17 protein-coding genes are annotated in these 17,057 nt (G+C 61.3%); 9 read left to right on the top strand and 8 right to left on the bottom strand.

Translation table 11 applies throughout. From position 1 onward, the window contains the following. The first annotated feature begins 7 nt into the window (after positions 1–7). The 3 genes from DDE76_RS05080 (at position 8) to DDE76_RS05070 (ending at position 2,838) form a co-directional block, all read left to right on the top strand. Entirely contained in the window at positions 8–913 is a 906-nt protein-coding gene (locus DDE76_RS05080) for a polysaccharide deacetylase family protein (protein WP_157955667.1), read from the top strand. A gap of 7 nt (positions 914–920) precedes the next feature. After that, complete coding sequence (locus DDE76_RS05075; protein WP_157955666.1) at positions 921–1,808, top strand: polysaccharide deacetylase family protein; 888 nt, start codon at positions 921–923, stop codon at positions 1,806–1,808. A 121-nt stretch (positions 1,809–1,929) separates the two neighbouring features. Next, positions 1,930–2,838: a DMT family transporter gene (locus DDE76_RS05070; RefSeq protein ID WP_158672420.1), complete on the top strand. Its 909-nt coding sequence runs from the start codon at positions 1,930–1,932 to the stop codon at positions 2,836–2,838. Here DDE76_RS05070 and DDE76_RS05065 read toward each other — a convergent pair. Then, positions 2,826–4,238 carry an MFS transporter gene (locus tag DDE76_RS05065; RefSeq protein ID WP_104894154.1) on the bottom strand — a complete coding sequence of 471 codons (1,413 nt, stop codon included), beginning with the start codon at positions 4,236–4,238 and terminating at the stop codon, positions 2,826–2,828. The genes DDE76_RS05070 and DDE76_RS05065 overlap by 13 nt on opposite strands. 262 nt (positions 4,239–4,500) lie before the next feature. On the opposite strand from DDE76_RS05065, the gene DDE76_RS05060 reads away from it, so the two are divergent. The 4 genes from DDE76_RS05060 to DDE76_RS05045 all read left to right on the top strand — a co-directional run bounded on the left by DDE76_RS05060 (position 4,501) and on the right by DDE76_RS05045 (position 8,506). After that, complete coding sequence (locus DDE76_RS05060; protein WP_104895016.1) at positions 4,501–5,187, top strand: isochorismatase family protein; 687 nt, start codon at positions 4,501–4,503, stop codon at positions 5,185–5,187. Positions 5,188–5,261: 74 nt separating this feature from the next. Further along, positions 5,262–6,125 carry a nitrilase-related carbon-nitrogen hydrolase gene (locus DDE76_RS05055; protein ID WP_104894153.1) on the top strand — a complete coding sequence of 288 codons (864 nt, stop codon included), beginning with the start codon at positions 5,262–5,264 and terminating at the stop codon, positions 6,123–6,125. Between the two features lie 11 nt (positions 6,126–6,136). Next, on the top strand, positions 6,137–7,441 hold the full coding sequence (locus DDE76_RS05050; protein ID WP_245891805.1) for an MFS transporter: 1,305 nt from the start codon (positions 6,137–6,139) through the stop codon (positions 7,439–7,441). Positions 7,442–7,576: 135 nt separating this feature from the next. Beyond that, positions 7,577–8,506, top strand: coding sequence for a LysR substrate-binding domain-containing protein (locus tag DDE76_RS05045; RefSeq protein WP_104894152.1), 930 nt, complete (start codon positions 7,577–7,579; stop codon positions 8,504–8,506). A 114-nt stretch (positions 8,507–8,620) separates the two neighbouring features. Here the strand turns inward: DDE76_RS05045 and DDE76_RS05040 are convergent, their stop codons facing one another. The 5 genes from DDE76_RS05040 to DDE76_RS05020 form a co-directional block, all read right to left on the bottom strand. Continuing rightward, positions 8,621–9,586 carry an ABC transporter ATP-binding protein gene (locus DDE76_RS05040; RefSeq protein WP_245891817.1) on the bottom strand — a complete coding sequence of 322 codons (966 nt, stop codon included), beginning with the start codon at positions 9,584–9,586 and terminating at the stop codon, positions 8,621–8,623. A 125-nt stretch (positions 9,587–9,711) separates the two neighbouring features. Beyond that, the gene (locus DDE76_RS05035; RefSeq protein WP_104894151.1) at positions 9,712–10,545 is read right to left on the bottom strand and encodes an ABC transporter permease; all 834 of its coding nucleotides are present in this window, start codon (positions 10,543–10,545) and stop codon (positions 9,712–9,714) included. Between the two features lie 9 nt (positions 10,546–10,554). Further along, positions 10,555–11,412 carry an ABC transporter permease gene (locus tag DDE76_RS05030; RefSeq protein ID WP_104894150.1) on the bottom strand — a complete coding sequence of 286 codons (858 nt, stop codon included), beginning with the start codon at positions 11,410–11,412 and terminating at the stop codon, positions 10,555–10,557. 54 nt (positions 11,413–11,466) lie between these two features. Next, on the bottom strand, positions 11,467–12,768 hold the full coding sequence (locus tag DDE76_RS05025) for an ABC transporter substrate-binding protein (protein ID WP_104894149.1): 1,302 nt from the start codon (positions 12,766–12,768) through the stop codon (positions 11,467–11,469). Between the two features lie 230 nt (positions 12,769–12,998). Further along, positions 12,999–13,508 carry a flavin reductase family protein gene (locus DDE76_RS05020; protein WP_104894148.1) on the bottom strand — a complete coding sequence of 170 codons (510 nt, stop codon included), beginning with the start codon at positions 13,506–13,508 and terminating at the stop codon, positions 12,999–13,001. A 178-nt stretch (positions 13,509–13,686) separates the two neighbouring features. On the opposite strand from DDE76_RS05020, the gene DDE76_RS05015 reads away from it, so the two are divergent. Together DDE76_RS05015 and DDE76_RS05010 are read left to right on the top strand one after the other, a co-directional pair. Beyond that, on the top strand, positions 13,687–14,679 hold the full coding sequence (locus DDE76_RS05015; RefSeq protein WP_104895013.1) for an asparaginase: 993 nt from the start codon (positions 13,687–13,689) through the stop codon (positions 14,677–14,679). An 11-nt stretch (positions 14,680–14,690) separates the two neighbouring features. Continuing rightward, complete coding sequence (locus tag DDE76_RS05010) at positions 14,691–15,995, top strand: amidase (RefSeq protein WP_104894147.1); 1,305 nt, start codon at positions 14,691–14,693, stop codon at positions 15,993–15,995. Between the two features lie 8 nt (positions 15,996–16,003). On the opposite strand, the gene DDE76_RS05005 is transcribed toward DDE76_RS05010, so the two are convergent. Together DDE76_RS05005 and DDE76_RS05000 are read right to left on the bottom strand one after the other, a co-directional pair. Then, positions 16,004–16,549 (bottom strand): cysteine hydrolase family protein, encoded by a 546-nt coding sequence (locus tag DDE76_RS05005; RefSeq protein ID WP_198650845.1) that lies wholly within the window; start codon positions 16,547–16,549, stop codon positions 16,004–16,006. After that, positions 16,546–17,046, bottom strand: a complete 501-nt coding sequence (locus DDE76_RS05000) for a flavin reductase family protein (RefSeq protein ID WP_104894145.1) — start codon at positions 17,044–17,046, stop codon at positions 16,546–16,548. The genes DDE76_RS05005 and DDE76_RS05000 overlap by 4 nt, the downstream gene beginning before the upstream one ends. Positions 17,047–17,057: the final 11 nt, after the last annotated feature.

Raw genomic sequence — 17,057 nt, 5'->3', positions numbered from 1 at the left:
ACAATTCGTGACCGATCTCGACAGATACGCCTATTCGCCAATCACCAGGCGCCCGCCGCTGTCGCTTCCGGGGAATGCGCGCATCGCGGTCTTCGTGGTGCCCAATGTTGAATATCTTGAATGGCTGCCGCCCCCGAACCCGCAGCGCGCGCCCTATCCAGGACCGCTCCCCAATGTGGCGGGCTTCCAGCCGCGCGACTATGGCAATCGAGTTGCATTGTGGCGGCTGTTCGAGCTTTTCGACGATCTGGGCATTCGCGCCACAGCCTCGATGAATGCAGCGGTGTTCGAGCATTTTCCGCGCATTGCCGAGGAAATGGTCCGACGGGATTGGGACTATCAGTCACACGGCCTCTACAATACCCGCTTCGCCTTTGGGATGGATGAGCCGATGGAGCGCGAACTGATCGAAACCGTGATCGACATCGTTCGGCGCGCCACCGGCAAGACGATCAGTGGCTGGCTCGGGCCTGCCCTGACCACGACCCTGCGCACCCCGGACCTTTTGGCCGAAGCAGGCGTAAAATACTGGGCCGACCTGTTCCATGACGACGAGCCCACCGAGGTCAGGGTTGCCAGGGGCAGACTGATCTCCCTGCCCTATAGCTTCGAGGTCAATTCTGGCGTAGCGCTGGGCGGGCAGGCGCAGACCGCCCAGGCCTTCGGCCGGTTGATCATGGACCAGTTCGATATGCTCTATGAGGAAGGCGCCACGGCGCCCAAGGTCATGGCCATCTGCCTCCATCCTTTTGCCGTGACGGCACCCTCCCGCATCAAATATCTGCGGCAGGCGCTCGAATATATCCTGGGTCACAGCGGCGTCTGGCAGGCCACGGCCGGTGAGATTGCCGACTGGTACTATGCCAATCATTTCGGCCGCCGGCTTGCCGGGGCCGCCACCGACGCCGCGTGAGGCCGCCATGACCGAGCTCGCTCCAACCTACAACAGCGTCGCCGTCGATCCAGTGACGCGCATGGACCACGGCCTTTACAGCTTTTCGCCCCTGCCTGACCGACCGCGCCTGGTCTGGCCGAATGGGGCGGCCGTGGCCATCGCTGTGGTCATCACGGCCGACTATGGCGATCTGGTCACCAGCCCGCTCAATCTGGTCGGGTTCACCTATAGGGACTATGGCGCAAGGGTCGGCGTCTTCAGGCTTATGCGCATTCTGGACGCGTTCGGAATCAAGGCGACCTTGCCAATCAGCGACGTGTTGCTCGAGCGCGCCCCGGCCCTGGTCGAGGACGCCTTGGCCAGAAACTGGGAATTTGTCGGCCATGGCGCAAGGGTCAACCAGGTCGTCAATTCGGCCCTGGAGGTCGCGGATGAACGGGCCTATCTCGCTGCCTCGGCAGCGGCGATCAAGCAGGCGACTGGACAGTCACCTCGCGGCTGGCTTGGCCCCGGCGGCAGCCAGTCCAGCCATACCACAACCCTCCTGGCAGAGCTGGGCTACGACTACACGCTCGACTGGGGCAATGACGATCAGCCCTATGCCTTTCACGTGCCGCAGGGTCAGCTCAGCGCCCTGCCCTACAGCCCCGACACCGCCGACGCCGCGGTCATTCAGGCCCAGAGCCATACGCCCTGGGAATATGAGACGGCCCTTACCGATCACCTGGAAACGTTGATCCAGGACGGCCAACGCTCCGGCATGGTCATGACCCTTGGGCTGCAGGCGCATGTCTCCGGCCAGCCACTGCGCGCAAAATACATCCGGCAATTCCTCGAGACGGCACGGGCCAGCGGCCAGGTCTGGTTCGCCACCGCATCCGAGATCATCGACGCCTGGCGCGCCCAGAACTAGCCCATCGCACCCCACCACAGCCCGGCTGAGATTTGCTCACGGCCGGGCGCAGATGTCTTGGTTAGGCGCGAGCCTTGAGGCCCTGTACCGTTTTTCCGCAGTCGTGAGCGGAGTACGGGACGTGCCGATAAGATACTGGGCAATCATCGTTCTTGTCGGCGTCATCTTTGGCAGCTCGTTCCTGCTGATCGAAATCGCAGGGCGCGAACTGGAGCCGTTAACCATGGCCGCAGGCCGCGCCTTCATCGCGGCGGCCGTAAGCTGGTTTATCGTGCTGGTAAGCCGGATCAGGGTCCCGACCGAACCGCTGCTGGTCGCTCAGCTGCTCGGGTTGGGTGTGATGAGCTATGCCTTTTCATTCGTGATGATGCCCATCATCCAGGACCACATCTCCACAGGTCTGGTCGCAATGATCAACCTCCTGCTGCCGATCATGACCCTAGCCGTTTCCCATTTCTGGCCGGGTGGTGAACGCGCCAATCGCACCAAGGCGATCGGAGCCGTAATCGGCTTCTCCGGTGCCTCAATCCTCGCCCTGCCCAGCTTTGCCGGTGGCATGGGCGGACAGGCACTGGGCGTGGTGCTGTGTCTGCTCAGCACCTTCGTCTTTGCAGTTGCATTCAACATCACACGGGGCTTCGCCCGCATAGCGCCACAGGTGGTCGCTGCCTATGCGATGACCGGCGCGCTGCTCGCAACGCTGCCGCCGGCGGTGCTCATCGAAGGAATGCCGCAAATCGAGCTCTCGCAGACCTGGTGGGCCTGGCTGGCGTTGGGCCTCTTTCCCACCGCCTTCACCTTTCAGGTCATGTACTGGATGATTCCCCGGGTCGGGGTGACCAACTTTTCGGTCAATGCCTATATCGGGCCCATCGTCGCTACGCTGCTGGGCACCACGCTGCTGGGCGAGGTGGTGCATCCGCTGCATCTGGTTGGTATCGTCGTGGTCATGGCAGGACTGCTGGTAATTGATGGCAGACTAATAAAGCGCTTCGTGCGGCCCGACACCCGCAGCAGTCAGACAGTCTGACCCGCCTCCTTCGGCTTGCGGTTGGCAGTGACCAGTGTCAACAGGATCGGCAAGGACAGCAGTGGGATCAAACCCATGAAAAGAAAAGCATGCTGGAAGTCGGCAATCTGCGGCAGGTGACCATCGGCGACCAGGAACGACAGCACAGTGGCGCCAAAGGAAATGCCAAGCCCCATGGCCAGTTGCTGGAAAACCCCGGCAGATGCCACGCTACTGCTGAGCTTGTCGTCGGGCACATCCGAATAGGTCAGGGAGTTGACCGCGTTGAAGTGCATGGTGCGAATGGCGCCCAGCGCGAGGACGGCTGCCACTGTCAGAACCAGGCCCGATTGTGCATCCATGGCAAAGAAACTGACCATGAGTCCCGAGCCAAGAACGGTCACGGTCATCAACAGGCCGCCATATCCGATCATGGCAATAGCTCGCCTGAGGAGCGGCTTGGCCAGAAACGCGCCGACAGCGGAAATCGAGGTGATGAGGGCCGCCATGATCGGGGTCATTCCATAGCCGATCTGCAGTGTCAGGGGCAGCAGGAAGGCCGAGGAATTGAGCCCCACGCGACCGATGCCACCGGCAATGACCCCAACCGAAAAGCGCTGATTGGCAAACAGCGAAAGATCGAGCGCAGCATGCGCACGGCCTCGTGCAAGTGCCATATAGGCCACAAAAATCAGCACTGCGCCGGTAAATATGCCAAGCGTGCCGACCAGGCCAGTAACCGGATGGGCCAGATGTTCCACCCCGAGCTGGAACAGCACAAGCGAGGCTGCCACCATCAGGAAACCGGGCAAGTCGAAGCGCTTGGCTCCGGCCACCGGCAGGGCCGGTATGAAACGAAGGGTCAGGACGATGGTGAGCAGGCAGAGCGGCATGCTGACCAGGAACAGCATCCGCCAGGAGGCAAAGGAAATGATGGTGGCGCCCAGGAGGGGCCCTAGCAAAGGGCCGATCAGAACAGGCAGTGTCAGGTAGGTCATGGCGTCCAGCGTGCGTCCGGGCCCGAACGCCTTGAGCACCAGAAGCCGCCCCACGGGGGTCATCAATGCCCCGCCGAAGCCCTGCACGACGCGTGCGGCAACCAAAAGGCTCAAGTTAGGGGCCATGGCCGCCAGCAGGGAGCCAAGGGTAAAAACGACCAGCGCCGCACAGAAAACCCGGCGAGCGCCGAATTTGTCTGCAAACCAACCGCTCACCGGCATGAACACGGCCAGGCTGACCAGATAACCGGTGATGGCCAGATGCAGGAGCAGCGGATCGACAGCCAGTGCCTCGGCGATGGTGGGTATGGCAATGGTGAGCAGCGTGGTGTCCATGCCCTGCATCAGAAAAGCAAAGGCAACGATGAAGGCGACGACAATGCGTCGCCGTTCGCCCAGAGGCGCGGCGGCTGATTGAGACATTGATAGTATTCCGTTTGGGCGGTGCGCCGCAAAAGGGCACGCATTTGCCGTGGTGTTGCACCCAACATCCACGCGTACCCCGGGAGGGTCAAATTAGTTTCCCTCGGTCGCCGCCAAGAAATCCTCATGCCCTTTTGTGGAACCCGGCAGGACCGCCGCGTGAGCATTTCTCATCGGCTCCGGGAGAATTCCCCATTGGCGGCACACAGCCGCAATCCCTTAGCGTTTCGGTATCGAAGCTCCAAGGATGAGGTTGACCGCCATGGCTGTTTGGGACGCGTTTCTGACCGAAGACGACAAGAAGGTGATGGCCGCGCGCAAACCGCGCAAGCCCACCGGCCCCGGCAGCAAGGTGGGGCTGCTGGTCATCGATATGCAGAATACTGCAATGGGTCATGACAAGCCCATCTGGGAGCAGCTCGACGAGTTTTCCGGCGCCTGCGGGCCACATGCCTGGAAAGCCGTGCCATTCCAGCAGCAGTTGCTCAAGGCCGCCCGCGCCGCCGGCATGCCGGTCATCTATTCCAAGCATATTTTTCACCCCTATACCGGCCTGGCCATGTCCGAGCCGGGCAACAATTTCAGCTCGGAAAACGCCAAATCCGAAGTGCCGATCGAAGTCGCGATGATGGATGGCGACATCCTGGTCGAAAAACAGACACCGAGCTGCTTTGCCTTTACCAATCTGCCGCTGATCCTGAGCTCTCTGGGGCTTGATGGTTTGCTGGTGGTGGGAAACAGCACGTCTGGTTGCGTGCGGGCCACCTGCGTCGATGGCCGCGCCCATGGCTACAAGATGAGCGTGGTCGAAGAAGGCTGTTTCGATCGTATCGAACTCTCTCACGCCGCAGCGCTGTTCGACATGGCCTTCAAGATCTGTGACGTGATCAGCACCGATCAGGCACTGGACATTATTGGCCAGAACTCACAGGCCGCCAAGGCCGCCTGACGGCCGCCTCCCAGGGTTGGCCACCGCGGTCCGCATGTCGTGCGGACCCATCCCTCATACCGCGAGAAACCGTCATGCTTGTTGCCGCACTGCAGCTGGGGCCTGCCGCCCCCACAATCACCGAAACCGCAGACCGCATCCTGGCGCTGGTCGAAAAGGCAGGCGCTGCAGGCGTCACGCTGGCCGTGCTGCCTGAACTGGCCCTGACGCCCTATTTTGCCGCCGAGGTGCACGAGGACCTTACGCCCTTCGTGAACCCCGAGGAGAACCAGACTGCCATTGACGCCATCGCAGCCAGGGCAGCACAATTTGGCATGGCCCTGGTCCTGCCGTTTGCCGAGCAGAACAATGCCGGGCTCTACAATTCGATGAGCTTCATCGACAACAAGGGCAGCCGGGTCGGCACCTTCCGCAAGATGCATATTCCCGGCCAGGTCGATCCCAAGGCCGATGCGCCGATCACTATTCTGGAGAAACGCTATTTTCTTCCCGGCGATCTCGGCTTTGCCGTGCATGACCTGGGAGCAGTCAAGGTCGGCGGGCTGATCTGCTATGACCGGCGGTTCCCCGAATCCTACCGCTCCCTGTCCATCAACGGGGCCGAGGTCATTGCCGTGGCGTACAACACGCCGGTCATGCCTGGTGGGACGCTCGGGCAGGCCCGCAAGGCCTCCGAACTGGCAATCTCGGCCGGGGCCTATTTCACCGGCACCGCCGTGATCGCGGCAGGCAAGGCGGGCAAGGAGAATGGCGTGCGCTATATCGGCCGTTCCTTCGTCGTCGGCTCGGACGGTTCCATTCTCGCCCGTGCAAAAACCAACCACGACGAGATGATCCTGGCCGAGCTTAATCTCGACCGCCAGGTCAAGATCCGCGAACGCTGGGCCTTTGCTACCAATCGGCGGCCCGACGAATACGTCATGCGCGAGCCTGCCTGAAGTCGGCCGCCATGAACCAGATGGCTCCACCTCCAGGCCCGCGCACGGCCCGCAAACGGCCGCGGGTATCCAAGGCCATCACGGTCCGCAATTTCCGCATATTTTTTGCCGGCTCGGTCATTTCAGTACCTGGAACCTGGATGCAGATGACGGCACAGGCCTGGCTCGTCCTGGACCTCACCGGCTCGCCGCTATCGCTTGCCATCGTCACCTCACTCCAGTTCCTCCCGGTCATGCTGCTTTCGCTGATTGGCGGAGCGCTGGCGGACCGATTTCCAAGGCGGCGGCTGATGGTGATCACCCAGGCTCTGGGTGCGACCCAGGCCATAATACTCGGGCTGCTCTGCGCCACGGGAACCGTCAATATCTGGCACATTTACGTGCTGGCGATGACGCTGGGCATCATCAATGCCCTCGATGCTCCGCTACGCCAGGCATTTGTCAGCGAACTGGTGCCAACCACGCACTTGCCAAATGCCATCGCCATGGGTTCACTGGCACAGAACCTGGGGCGGATCATCGGACCCGCCATCGGCGGCGTGGTCATCGCCGCCTTTGGTGTCGCCACGGCCTATTTCCTCAACGCGCTGACCTTTTGTGCCATGCTGGCGGCCCTGGCCCTGCTGCGCACCAGCGAGTTGCAGCCCCGCCGCCTTGCCAATAAGCAGCGCCTGCTCGGACAGGTGCGCGAAGGACTGTCCTTTGCCCGGCGGACGCCACCAGTCTTGTTCCTGCTCATCGCCACGGCCTTTATCGGCCTGTTCGGGCAGAACTTCACCACCATGGTACCGTTGATCTCGACCTACCTGGTTCACGCCAGCGCAGCGGAATTCGGCATTCTCAACTCCTGTCTCGGAACTGGCTCCTTCATGGCGGCGGCGATCATGACGACGCGCGGTGCCCCCTCGTCGCGGCGCATCCTGCTTGCCGGGGTCAGTTTCGGGCTGGTGCTCTTTTCCATCAGCTTTTCCTCGAGCCTGGTGCTCTCGGGCTTGCTGTTCTTCATGGTCGGGGCCGCGGCCGTGACATTCTCGGCCTCCATGAACACCTCCCTGCAACTCTGGGCGCCGCCGGAAATGCGGGGGCGCCTGGTCAGCATGATCAACCTGCTCATTCCCTCCCCCATTGGCCCGATCCTGACCGGGGCCGCCGCCTCGACCCTTGGCGTTGCGGCGGCGGTCATGCTCAACGGGCTGCTGTGCTGCCTGGGCGTAGGCGTTGCCTATCTCTACCTTTTGCACCACCGCCGGCGCGGCACAGACTTCGAACATCCCGTGCCCGTTGACGACATCATCCCCGCCCGCAGCGCGCCATGAACGGCAAATGACAGGAAAATGACAGCCAATGCCCAAGAAATATGCACATAGCTGTTATGTTCACAAATTAAGCTTGTCGACGGGTCAAGAGCGTGATTTGCTGTGTTTTGGGGAGGAGAGGCAAGTGAGGTTTCCATGAGACGTCGCGTCCCTCTCAATGCGGTTCGTGCCTTTGAGGCAGCGGCCCGTTGCAAGAGTCTGGTCCGTGCAGCGGACGAGTTATGTGTTACCCCAACAGCAGTCAGTCATCAGATCCGACTGCTTGAGGATTTCCTGCAAACCAAGCTCTTCCTGCGCAAGAACAGCAGGCTGGAGCTCACAACCGAATCCCGGGCCTGCCTGGGCAAGCTGACCAATGCGCTCGACCTTATCGACGAATCCTTGATTTCGCTGATGGCTCCAGCCGATGAACGCCAGCGCCTCATGGTGGGCGCCTCCGCCTCCGTCGCGTCGCTCTGGCTCTTGCCGCGCATGAGCAAATATGTCGAAGGCGCACCCGAGATCGACGTGACCATCACCACGTTTGTAAAGCGGCAGGACATCGAGAACGAAGAAACCGATTTGTGGATCTGCAACTGGCAGACGGCATTGGACCGCCGCATCGAGCCGCTGATGGAAGAAGAAATCATCCCGGTTTGTTCGCCTGCGCTGGCCGCCCGCTACGGTTCAGATTGGGGCGCCATATTGCGTGAGGTTCCCTTGATCCACCAGGACAGGGTCCGGACCGAACAGAATGGCCCCTATCCGGACTGGGATCGCTATCTGCGTGAGTATGGAGTCAATCGCAGCGACATCACCAAGGGCCCGCGGTTCAACCAATCGAGCCCGAGCATCGAAGCAGCCCGCATCGGCCTTGGCGCCATTCTCGGGCGTTCGATCCTGATCGAGGACAGCCTGCGCAACGGCTCCCTTGTACAGATCGGTGAAGCCTATCCGATCCGCAGTCCCTATTTCCTGGTATCTCCGTGGTCGCCGGCCTCCCCCAAGACGGTGAACAGCTTCAAAGACTGGCTGTTCGACCAGGTGCGTGGTCCGATCGCAGCCCGCTCGGTTGTGCCGGCCTGATCTGAAACAAAAACAAGACACCCAGCCCCAAACTGAAGAGGCGCCCAGCAATTGGGCGCCTTTCGGTTTTTGAGCACGTCATACTCGTGCTGAAACGATCCCCAATGCGCCCGGTCAGGCGCCAAAGGCCCATTCGTCATCCGGCATCCAGGAGAAGGTGACGGCCTCGCCCACTTCGGGCGGATCGGCGAAGAAGCGTGTATCCGAAATGACCGCGCACAGGTCCTTGCGGTCATCGGTCACAAGGTTGATGCGGACCAGGGGCCCCTGATACTCGATGCTGGTGATCGTCGCGGGCAGGTTGCGCCCCCCCACGGCTTCGACAATGCGGCACTTGTCGGCCCGCACCGATACCGTCCGCCCCTCGAACTCGATGACATTGTGTCCCCCGATGAAGCGGGCGACGAAAGTGTTGGATGGCTTTTCGAAGACCTCGCGCGCCGTTCCAGCCTGCATGATTTTGCCATTGTTCATGACCACGACCATGTCGCTCAGGGCCAGGGCTTCCTCCTGGCTGTGCGTGACGTGCACGAAGGTAATGCCCAGCTCGGTCTGGATGCGCTTGAGTTCAGACCGCATCAGCACCCGCAAGAAGGGATCCAGCGCGGACAGTGGCTCGTCCAGCAGCAGAACCTTTGGACGGGTGATGAGCGAGCGCGCCAGCGCCACGCGCTGCTGCTGGCCACCGGAGAGCTGGGCCGGCATGCGATGTGCCAGTTCTTCCATCTGCACCAGCTTGAGGAATTCCATGGCCCGCGCCTGACGCTCGGCCTTGGGCACCTTCTTGAGCTTGAGCGAAAAGGCGACATTGTCGAGCGCGCTCAGATGCGGAAACAGCGCATAGCTCTGGAACATCATCGAAGTGCCCCTGCCCGCGGGCAGCGCGTCGGTGACATTCCGGTCATGGATCAACACGTCCCCGTCGGTGACGTCTTCATGTCCGGCCAGCATGCGCAGGGTGGTGGTCTTGCCGCATCCGGAAGGCCCCAGCAGGCAGCAATAGCTGGCCTTGGGAATGCGCAGGGATATCTCGTCCACGGCGCGGGCGCCGCCGTCATAGGATTTCGAGACAGCAACCATCTCGACGTCAAAGCGGTTGACAGTGCCCTCGGCGGGCTCGCCCGCCTCGGTGTCGGGAACCAGGTTCTTGGCATTGAATTCGGTGTCGATCTTCATGACGATGTCCTCGGAATGGCCAATCAGGCTCAATGGGCGGTAAGGCGAAGCTGTCGTCTCTTGGCAATGCTGCCGCTCACCAGCAGGGTGGCGATGACGATGCTGAACATGAACAGGGTGGTCAGTGTGCCCACGGCGAACATGACCGGGGTGGTGGCGGCCCCCAGAAGGCCCGTCAGTTCCATGGGCATGGTGTTGCCAGTGCCAATATTGAGCCCGGCGCGCGCCGATTCCTCGTAGGACGAGGTAAAGCCGGCCATGATGATGCCGATGACCCCAGGCAGGATCAGCGGCAGGATGACATACTGGAACCGTTGGGCCGAGCTGGCGCCGAGATCGGTCGCTGCCTCCTCGTAGGATTTGTCGAGCCGGCCCAGGATGATGAACATGATCAGCATGGCAAAGGGCAGCGACCAGGTGAGTTGGGCCCCGATGCCCGAATACCACCAGTCCGGCCGCAGCCCGAGCAGGCGCAGGGTGAGCGAAATTCCGAAGCCGACGAAAATGCCTGGCACCACCATGCTGGCGATGGCCGAATAGAAGACGAAGTTGGATCCGGGATATTTGCGCCGGAAACTCATGCCGGCAGCAACGCCGATCAACATGGTCAGCAGCGCCACAATCAGCCCCAGCCGAATGGAGCGGAAGAAGGAATTGTGGAGATCCCCCACGCCGCGGCCCTGGGCGCTGAACAGGGTTTCGAACCATACCAGCGAGAAGCCGCGCATGGGGAAACTCATGCCCCCCTCCGGCCCCTGGAAGGACAGCAGATAGACACAGATCATCGGCCCATAGAGGAACAGCAGGAAAGCCGTGAAGAATGTCGAGAGCAGGTAGTAGGAAAGCGGGCGCCGGTTGAGCATGAGGACCTCCTATCGAGCCAGTTCTTTGCGGATATCAACAAGGCGCAGCAGAACGCCCACGAAGGCCATCACCACCACCAGAAGCACCACCGATTTGGCGGCGGCAGGCGGAAACTGGAAGGCATTGATCTCGTTCATGATCGCCACGGCGGGAGTATTGACCTGGTTGCCGCTCATGGCACGCACCAGGAATCCGTCGCCCATCACTGCAGTGACGATGAAAATGGTACCGACAGCGATGCCCGGCTTGATGAGGGGAATGATCACCTCGGTGATCACCTGCCATTCTGTGGCACCCTGGTCCCGGGCCGCTTGCACCACAGCCGGACTGATCTTGGCCATGGAATTGGCGATCGGTCCGACCATGGCCATGGTCAGCATGTTTATGTAGACGACAATGACCGAGAACTCGGAATAAAGCAGCCAGGAGATAGGTTCATCGATCAGGTTCAGACCCGTCAGCGCCTGGTTGACCAGCCCCTCGCGCCCGAGCAACGGCACCCACGAAATCATCCGAATGGGCCCGGAAGTCCAGAACGGGATAGCGCAGGCTGCCAGGAAGATCGCCCGCCAGAAATTCGAACGCACGTGGTAGATGAGGTAGTAGGCGATGGTGAAGCCGAGCAGCAGCGTAACACCCCAGACAATAAAGGCCTGCCTGAGCACCGTGGCGTAGGTGGCGACGGCCAGATCCGACCTGAAAATATCCGTCCAATTCCCCAGATAAAACTCTGGAATGATCTCGGCAAAACCGTAATCCATGAAGCTGACGGCAAAGATCATCGCCAAAGGCACAATCACCAGACCGGTCATTATGATGGCGAAGGGGGTGGCCTGAAGCCAGGAGGCGGCGCGGGGGGACATCATCAAAGGGGCTCCACATAGCGTGGTCCCGGGCATCCCCGGGACCGATAACGGGGATCAGGCGGCCATGAAGTCCTGCCAGCGGCGCACGAGGTAGCGATCCTCGTCCATCAGAGTGTTCCAGATGCCCACATTGCCCATGCGATCCCAGAGCGAACCGCCATCGCGCACAGCGCCGGCCTGCTCCATGACCTTGCCGAAGGGGTCGATGATCTCGGCGGTGGCGGGCTTGCCTTCGTACCAGTAACCGAAGTCGTTCTCGGTCATCAGCGGCTTGATCACGTCCGGGACGGACGAATAGAAGCCCTGGCGCGAGAAATAGACACCGTTAAAGCCCGAGTTGCACCAGTTCATATATTCCATGACGCAGTCACGGCGCAGCTTGTCGCCGCCATCCAGATGCGCCATTGCGGACTGGAAAATGTACCAGCCGCGCGAGCCTTCCTCGAGTGGCAGGTACTGGCAGTTGATGCCGCGGGTGCGCACTTCGGTCACGGCCGGGGCGAACATGGATTGCAGCACCACTTCGCCAGATGCCATCAACTGCACCGACTGGTCGAAATTCGTCCAGAAGGAACGGAAATGACCGTCGCGCTTCATGACGATGAGGATTTCGATGGTCTTGTCGATTTCCTCGCGGGTCATATTGCCCTTGTCGCCATAGGTCATCAGACCGGCGGCTTCCAGAGCGACCGCTGCATCGGGCACGCCCACGCCCACACCGTCCTGCAACGCGACCTTGCCGGCGAAATCCGAGCTGAACAGCTCCTTCCAGCTGGTTACCGGACGCGGTACGAGGTCGGGCCGCACGCCCAGAGTGTCCGCATTGTACATCACCGGGATACCAACCAGCCAATCGGTGGGGGTGAGCGAATATTCCTGGGCAGACTGATCGACCCAGAACTGCGACTTGATCGGCGCATAACCCTGCATGGAATAGGGATTGCCATCCGGGTAGGTACCCTGGGTGAAGAGCGGCACCGTCTGGTCCCAGTACTTGTACTCGCTGACCGGGATCGGCATCAGGATCCCCTTGTTCTTGAAGTAGCCCATGGAGGTGTTGCCGAAGTCGGCCACGTCCACTGTTTCCGGCTGGGTCAGCAGGCGGTTGATGAGCGTGGTATTGTCCAGGGTCTGCATCTGGATGGTGAAACCCAGATCCTTGTTCGCCTGCTCGGCAACCGTCGGGTTGGTCGTGTAGATCGAGCCAACATGGGTGATGGTGATATCCTTGCTTGCCTGGGCCCAGATCGTGGGGAAGCCGGTAATGGCCCCCGAGCCCATGGCGGCGCCGGCGGTGGCGGCTGCACCCTTGATAAAACTGCGGCGGGAAAGTCCCTTGGATTTGTTCTCGCTCATTTGCCTTCTCCTGTGACGCTGGCCGGGGCCCGGCTCGTGTTCTGTCAGCAGGATTGATTGAAGCCAAAGCAGGGACAAATGAGATTAACTCATAGGGACCCAAGAGTTTGATTTGATGTGCGCTCGGCGCAATGGAGCCCTGCAAATTGGTGCAGTGCACTCGGTCAAACAAGCATGGCCGGGACCCCTCGGGCCCCGGCCACGCGTGCAATATTGATTAGCAGAGATAGTTATGCCGTTGCGTATAAGAGCGAGCTCTGAGGCTCACCAAGGTAGCGATACTTGCCGTCAAGATAGAGAAGCGGGCTTATGGCTTCGCACCACACTTCCAACCCTACGATTTCTGCCAGGAAGATAGAGTGCGATCCGTAATGCACCTGCTGACGCACTTCGCAGTCGAAACTGACAAGGCAGTTGACCAGGGCTGGAGCCCCTGTTGCAATGGCTCGCCATTCGTCATGGTCAAAGCGTTGCTCGCGGTTCAGCGCGCTGGAAAAACGTCCGGCAACCGCTTCATGCTCGTCTGACAAGACATTGACGCAGAGCAGCCCTGCCTCGGCAACATGGTCATGCGCGGATGCATTCTTGTTGATGCAGACCAGAAGCGTTGGTGGATCAGCGGTGACAGAGTTGACGGCGGTGGCCACCAGGCCATGCCGAACGCCCCGATTGGTGGTGGTGATCAGGGAAACGCCGGCCGCCAGACGGCGCATGCCAAGTTTGAAGTCGTCGGGAGTCATTGCCTCAGCTTCCTTTCCTGCCACCCAAAACCGGGGTGACAATCATGTACTGACTATCGGCACGACTCCCTTGTGATCCAATTGACCATTTCTCATCGGCCGCGGTGAGAATAATTGGGATGCCGCCACACCGGGCCAGGCACTAGCCTCATGTCATCGCAAAACAAGTGTGGTGACCATGCGCAAGATCGCCTTCATCGGAACCGGTGGAACCATATCCTCCCTGGGAGTGGGTCCGCTCGATATCATTCACTACGGCGCCCATAAGACGATGCTTCCCGCCGGAGACATCCTGGCAGCCGTACCGCAGGTGATGGATGTAGCCGAAGTCTTCCCTGTGGCTTTCGCCAATGTGCCCAGTCCCAGCATTGGATTTGCTGAATGGAAGGCACTGGCCCTGCAGTGCGCCACTCTGGTCGGAGACCACCCGGATCTGGCGGGTATCGTCATTGGCCATGGTACGGCAACCCTTGAGGAGACGGCATTCGCCCTCGACATGCTGGTTAAGGTCAACATTCCGGTGGTTATGGTTGGCTCGCAGCGGCCACTAAGCGGCCTTGCCTCTGATGCCGCCTCGAATCTGGTCGGCGCTGTACGGGTTGCTGCGGACGAAAGATCGCGGGGCCGGGGCGTGCTGGTGCTGCTCAATGACGAGATCCACCCTGCCCGCGATGTGACCAAGACCGCCACTTACCGGTTGCAGACGTTCAAGGCACATGACTTCGGCATGCTCGGATATGTCGATGGTCCCATCGTCAGCTACTACCGCCGGACAGAACGCGTCACCGCGCCAGAAACCGAGTTCGACCCCAACCGGATCGAAGCCCTGCCCCGCGTGGACATCTGCTACGCCTATGCCGGAGCCGATGGGGCCGACGTCGACGCTTTCGTGGCCGCTGGTGCGCAGGGAATAGTCTCCGCCGGATTTGCGCCCGGCATGGCGCCTCCTGGCCAGATGGCGGCCCTGGAGCGCGCCGCCAAGTCGGGTGTTGCCGTGGTGCAATGCACCCGGGCCGGCTCCGGCATGGTGCATGACAGCGACCGGCTGGCCGGGCTGGGATTCGTCCCGGCTGACAATCTCAATCCGCAAAAGGCCCGCATCCTGCTGGCGCTGGCACTGACCCGCAGCCGCAAACGCAGCGAGATCATACGCATTTTCAAGACCTACTAAGGGCAATCGCCATGTCAGAGCTGAACGATCTTGACGCTTCCACCCTGGCGGCCGGTGTCAGAACCGGCACGATCAGGGTGGTGGATATCGCCGAAGCCGTCATCCGCCGTATCGAGCAACGACAGCCCGAAATACAGGCCTTTGCCTATTTCGACGCCGATCTGGTTCGGGATCGGGCCAAGCTTCTCGATGCCGTTCCGAGAAAGGGGCCGCTGCATGGTGTGCCGATTGGCATCAAGGATGTGATCCATACATTCGACATGCCAACGACCCACAACTCCCCACGTTACGCCAATAGCCACACGCGTATCGATGCAGCCTGTGTGGATACGCTGCGCGCCGCAGGGGCGCTGATAGTTGGGAAAACCGTGACCACAGAGTTTGCCGCCACGCTGCGCGGCGGCGCCACGCGCAATCCGCGCCGGCCGCAGCACACGCCGGGAGGCTCATCGAGCGGCTCTGCCGCCGGAGTAGCCGACAACCAGATGACCCTGGCCCTGGGCACCCAAACGGGCGGTTCAACGATCCGCCCGGCCAGCTTCTGCGGCGTCTTCGGGTGGAAACCGACCTGGGGCGCGATCAGCCGGGAGGGCCTCAAGATGAGCTCGACAACACTTGATACGCTCGGGATCTATGCCCGGAGCGCCGCCGATCTCGCCCTGTTGGCCGATGTCTACGACATCGATGCAGCGACAGGCACCCTGCCCCAGTCGCTCGCCGGACTGAAAGTGGGCATTTGCCGAACGCCGCTTTGGGACAAAGCTGGCGAGGCGACGCAGACAGCCATGCAAGAAACTGCTTCACTTCTGCGGAATGCCGGCGTGACGGTCTGCGATATTGTCATGCCCGCAGAGTTCGACACCTTGCATCAGTCCCATCGGTTCATTGCGCGGCGCGAGGGGCGCGCTTCCTTCCTCAATGAATACCGGACCACGCCATCTCTTCACGATGACTTCAAGGCCACCGTGGAGAACCGGGCCGGCACATCGCCCGGGCAGGTGCGCCAGGCCTATCGTCATGCTGACCTGTGCCGCGCGCTCTGGGAAGATATTGCTGCCGCCTATGATTTCGTCATCACCCCGAGCGCAGCCGGTGAGGCGCCGTTTGGGCTTGATTCAACGGGCGACGCCTCGTTCAATTCGATCTGGACGCTGCTGCATGTGCCGGTGGTCAATGTGCCAGGGCTCACAGGACCGACCGGACTGCCGGTAGGCATATCGGTGACGACGCGGCGCTATGAGGACCGCAGGGCCATCGCTGCGGCGGGTCTGGTCAGCAGCCTGTTTGCCGTTCGCGGCGCCATGGCGGCCGAGTGAGCGCAGGATCACAGACTTGCAATGAAACCGACGGAATCGGTGATCTCAGCCTGCCGGGAAAGGATCTTGTTGAGCAGGAATTCGTGCACTTGCGCATCATTGTCGGCGATACAATCAGCCAGGATCGTGATGGCAAAATCCATATCGGCGGCCAGTCGCGTCGTCGACAGGATGACGCCGCTGGTTGAAACGCCGGTCAGGATCAGGTGGTTGGCCCCGAAGGCGCTGAGGATCACCGGCAGGTCCGTGCCATAAAGCGGGCCAACCCTGCGCTTGACGACGACGGGTTCGCCCGGAATGGGGGCCAGTTCTTCGATAACGCTCGGCTCGACCAGCCGCCCGGCGGCCTTAGCGGCAGCAAAACCCTTGTTGTTGGCCGAGACTTCAGGATGACCTGGCCGGAAGCCAACCACGACATAGGCGACCGGAATGCCGGCGCCGCGGGCGGCGTCGAGCACCTTCCGGGTATTGGCAATGGCTTCGGCGGCGGGGAAACTGGCGACGATGTCGTGCTGGAAATCCATCACCAGGAGTGCGGAACGGCGTTGGGTCACAGGGTCTTGCCCTTGTAGGAGACCAGCGGCGCGGCGTCCGGCGTGGCGTCGAAATCCATCACCCGGCCGATGACGATGGCCGTGCCGAAACGCTCGATGACCTCCTCGATCTGGCAATCGATCACACCGGCCGCGCCCTCAAGCACCGGAGCGCCGGTTGCCAGCGTCGTCCAGGAGCCAAGCTGAAAGCGATCAGCCCCCTTGAGATCCCCCTTGCCGCCAAATGGGCCAGCAAGGTCGGCCTGGGCAGTGGAGAGATAGTTGATCGCGAAGTGCCCGCCATCCACCATCGTCTGGAACGCCGAGGTCTTCTTGTCGACCGAAACCATCATCATCGGCGGATCGGCGCAGAGATGCGTTGCCGAAAGGGCGAGAAAGCCGCGCGGGCCATCACCGGCCTGTGCGGTCACGATGGCGGTACCTACGGCGCGTAACCCTACGGCCTGCCAGAAGGTGCGGACGTCGATCAATCGTTCGGCGGTGAGCGTGTCGGACATAATCTTGTAAC

Source organism: Devosia indica, assembly GCF_003056405.1.
GTDB lineage: Bacteria > Pseudomonadota > Alphaproteobacteria > Rhizobiales > Devosiaceae > Devosia > Devosia indica.
This window is presented reverse-complemented; position numbering and strand designations above follow the sequence as displayed.

Excerpts from the sequence above, each read along its gene's own strand:
- DDE76_RS05075 (WP_157955666.1), top strand. The coding sequence starts at position 921 with ATGACCGAGCTCGCTCCAACCTACAACAGCGTCGCCGTCGATCCAGTG.
- DDE76_RS05065 (WP_104894154.1), bottom strand. The coding sequence starts at position 4,238 with ATGTCTCAATCAGCCGCCGCGCCTCTGGGCGAACGGCGACGCATTGTC.
- DDE76_RS05060 (WP_104895016.1), top strand. The coding sequence starts at position 4,501 with ATGGCTGTTTGGGACGCGTTTCTGACCGAAGACGACAAGAAGGTGATG.
- DDE76_RS05055 (WP_104894153.1), top strand. The coding sequence starts at position 5,262 with ATGCTTGTTGCCGCACTGCAGCTGGGGCCTGCCGCCCCCACAATCACC.
- DDE76_RS05050 (WP_245891805.1), top strand. The coding sequence starts at position 6,137 with ATGAACCAGATGGCTCCACCTCCAGGCCCGCGCACGGCCCGCAAACGG.
- DDE76_RS05045 (WP_104894152.1), top strand. The coding sequence starts at position 7,577 with ATGAGACGTCGCGTCCCTCTCAATGCGGTTCGTGCCTTTGAGGCAGCG.
- DDE76_RS05040 (WP_245891817.1), bottom strand. The coding sequence starts at position 9,586 with ATGGTTGCTGTCTCGAAATCCTATGACGGCGGCGCCCGCGCCGTGGAC.
- DDE76_RS05035 (WP_104894151.1), bottom strand. The coding sequence starts at position 10,545 with ATGCTCAACCGGCGCCCGCTTTCCTACTACCTGCTCTCGACATTCTTC.
- DDE76_RS05030 (WP_104894150.1), bottom strand. The coding sequence starts at position 11,412 with ATGATGTCCCCCCGCGCCGCCTCCTGGCTTCAGGCCACCCCCTTCGCC.
- DDE76_RS05025 (WP_104894149.1), bottom strand. The coding sequence starts at position 12,768 with ATGAGCGAGAACAAATCCAAGGGACTTTCCCGCCGCAGTTTTATCAAG.
- DDE76_RS05020 (WP_104894148.1), bottom strand. The coding sequence starts at position 13,508 with ATGACTCCCGACGACTTCAAACTTGGCATGCGCCGTCTGGCGGCCGGC.
- DDE76_RS05015 (WP_104895013.1), top strand. The coding sequence starts at position 13,687 with ATGCGCAAGATCGCCTTCATCGGAACCGGTGGAACCATATCCTCCCTG.
- DDE76_RS05010 (WP_104894147.1), top strand. The coding sequence starts at position 14,691 with ATGTCAGAGCTGAACGATCTTGACGCTTCCACCCTGGCGGCCGGTGTC.
- DDE76_RS05000 (WP_104894145.1), bottom strand. The coding sequence starts at position 17,046 with ATGTCCGACACGCTCACCGCCGAACGATTGATCGACGTCCGCACCTTC.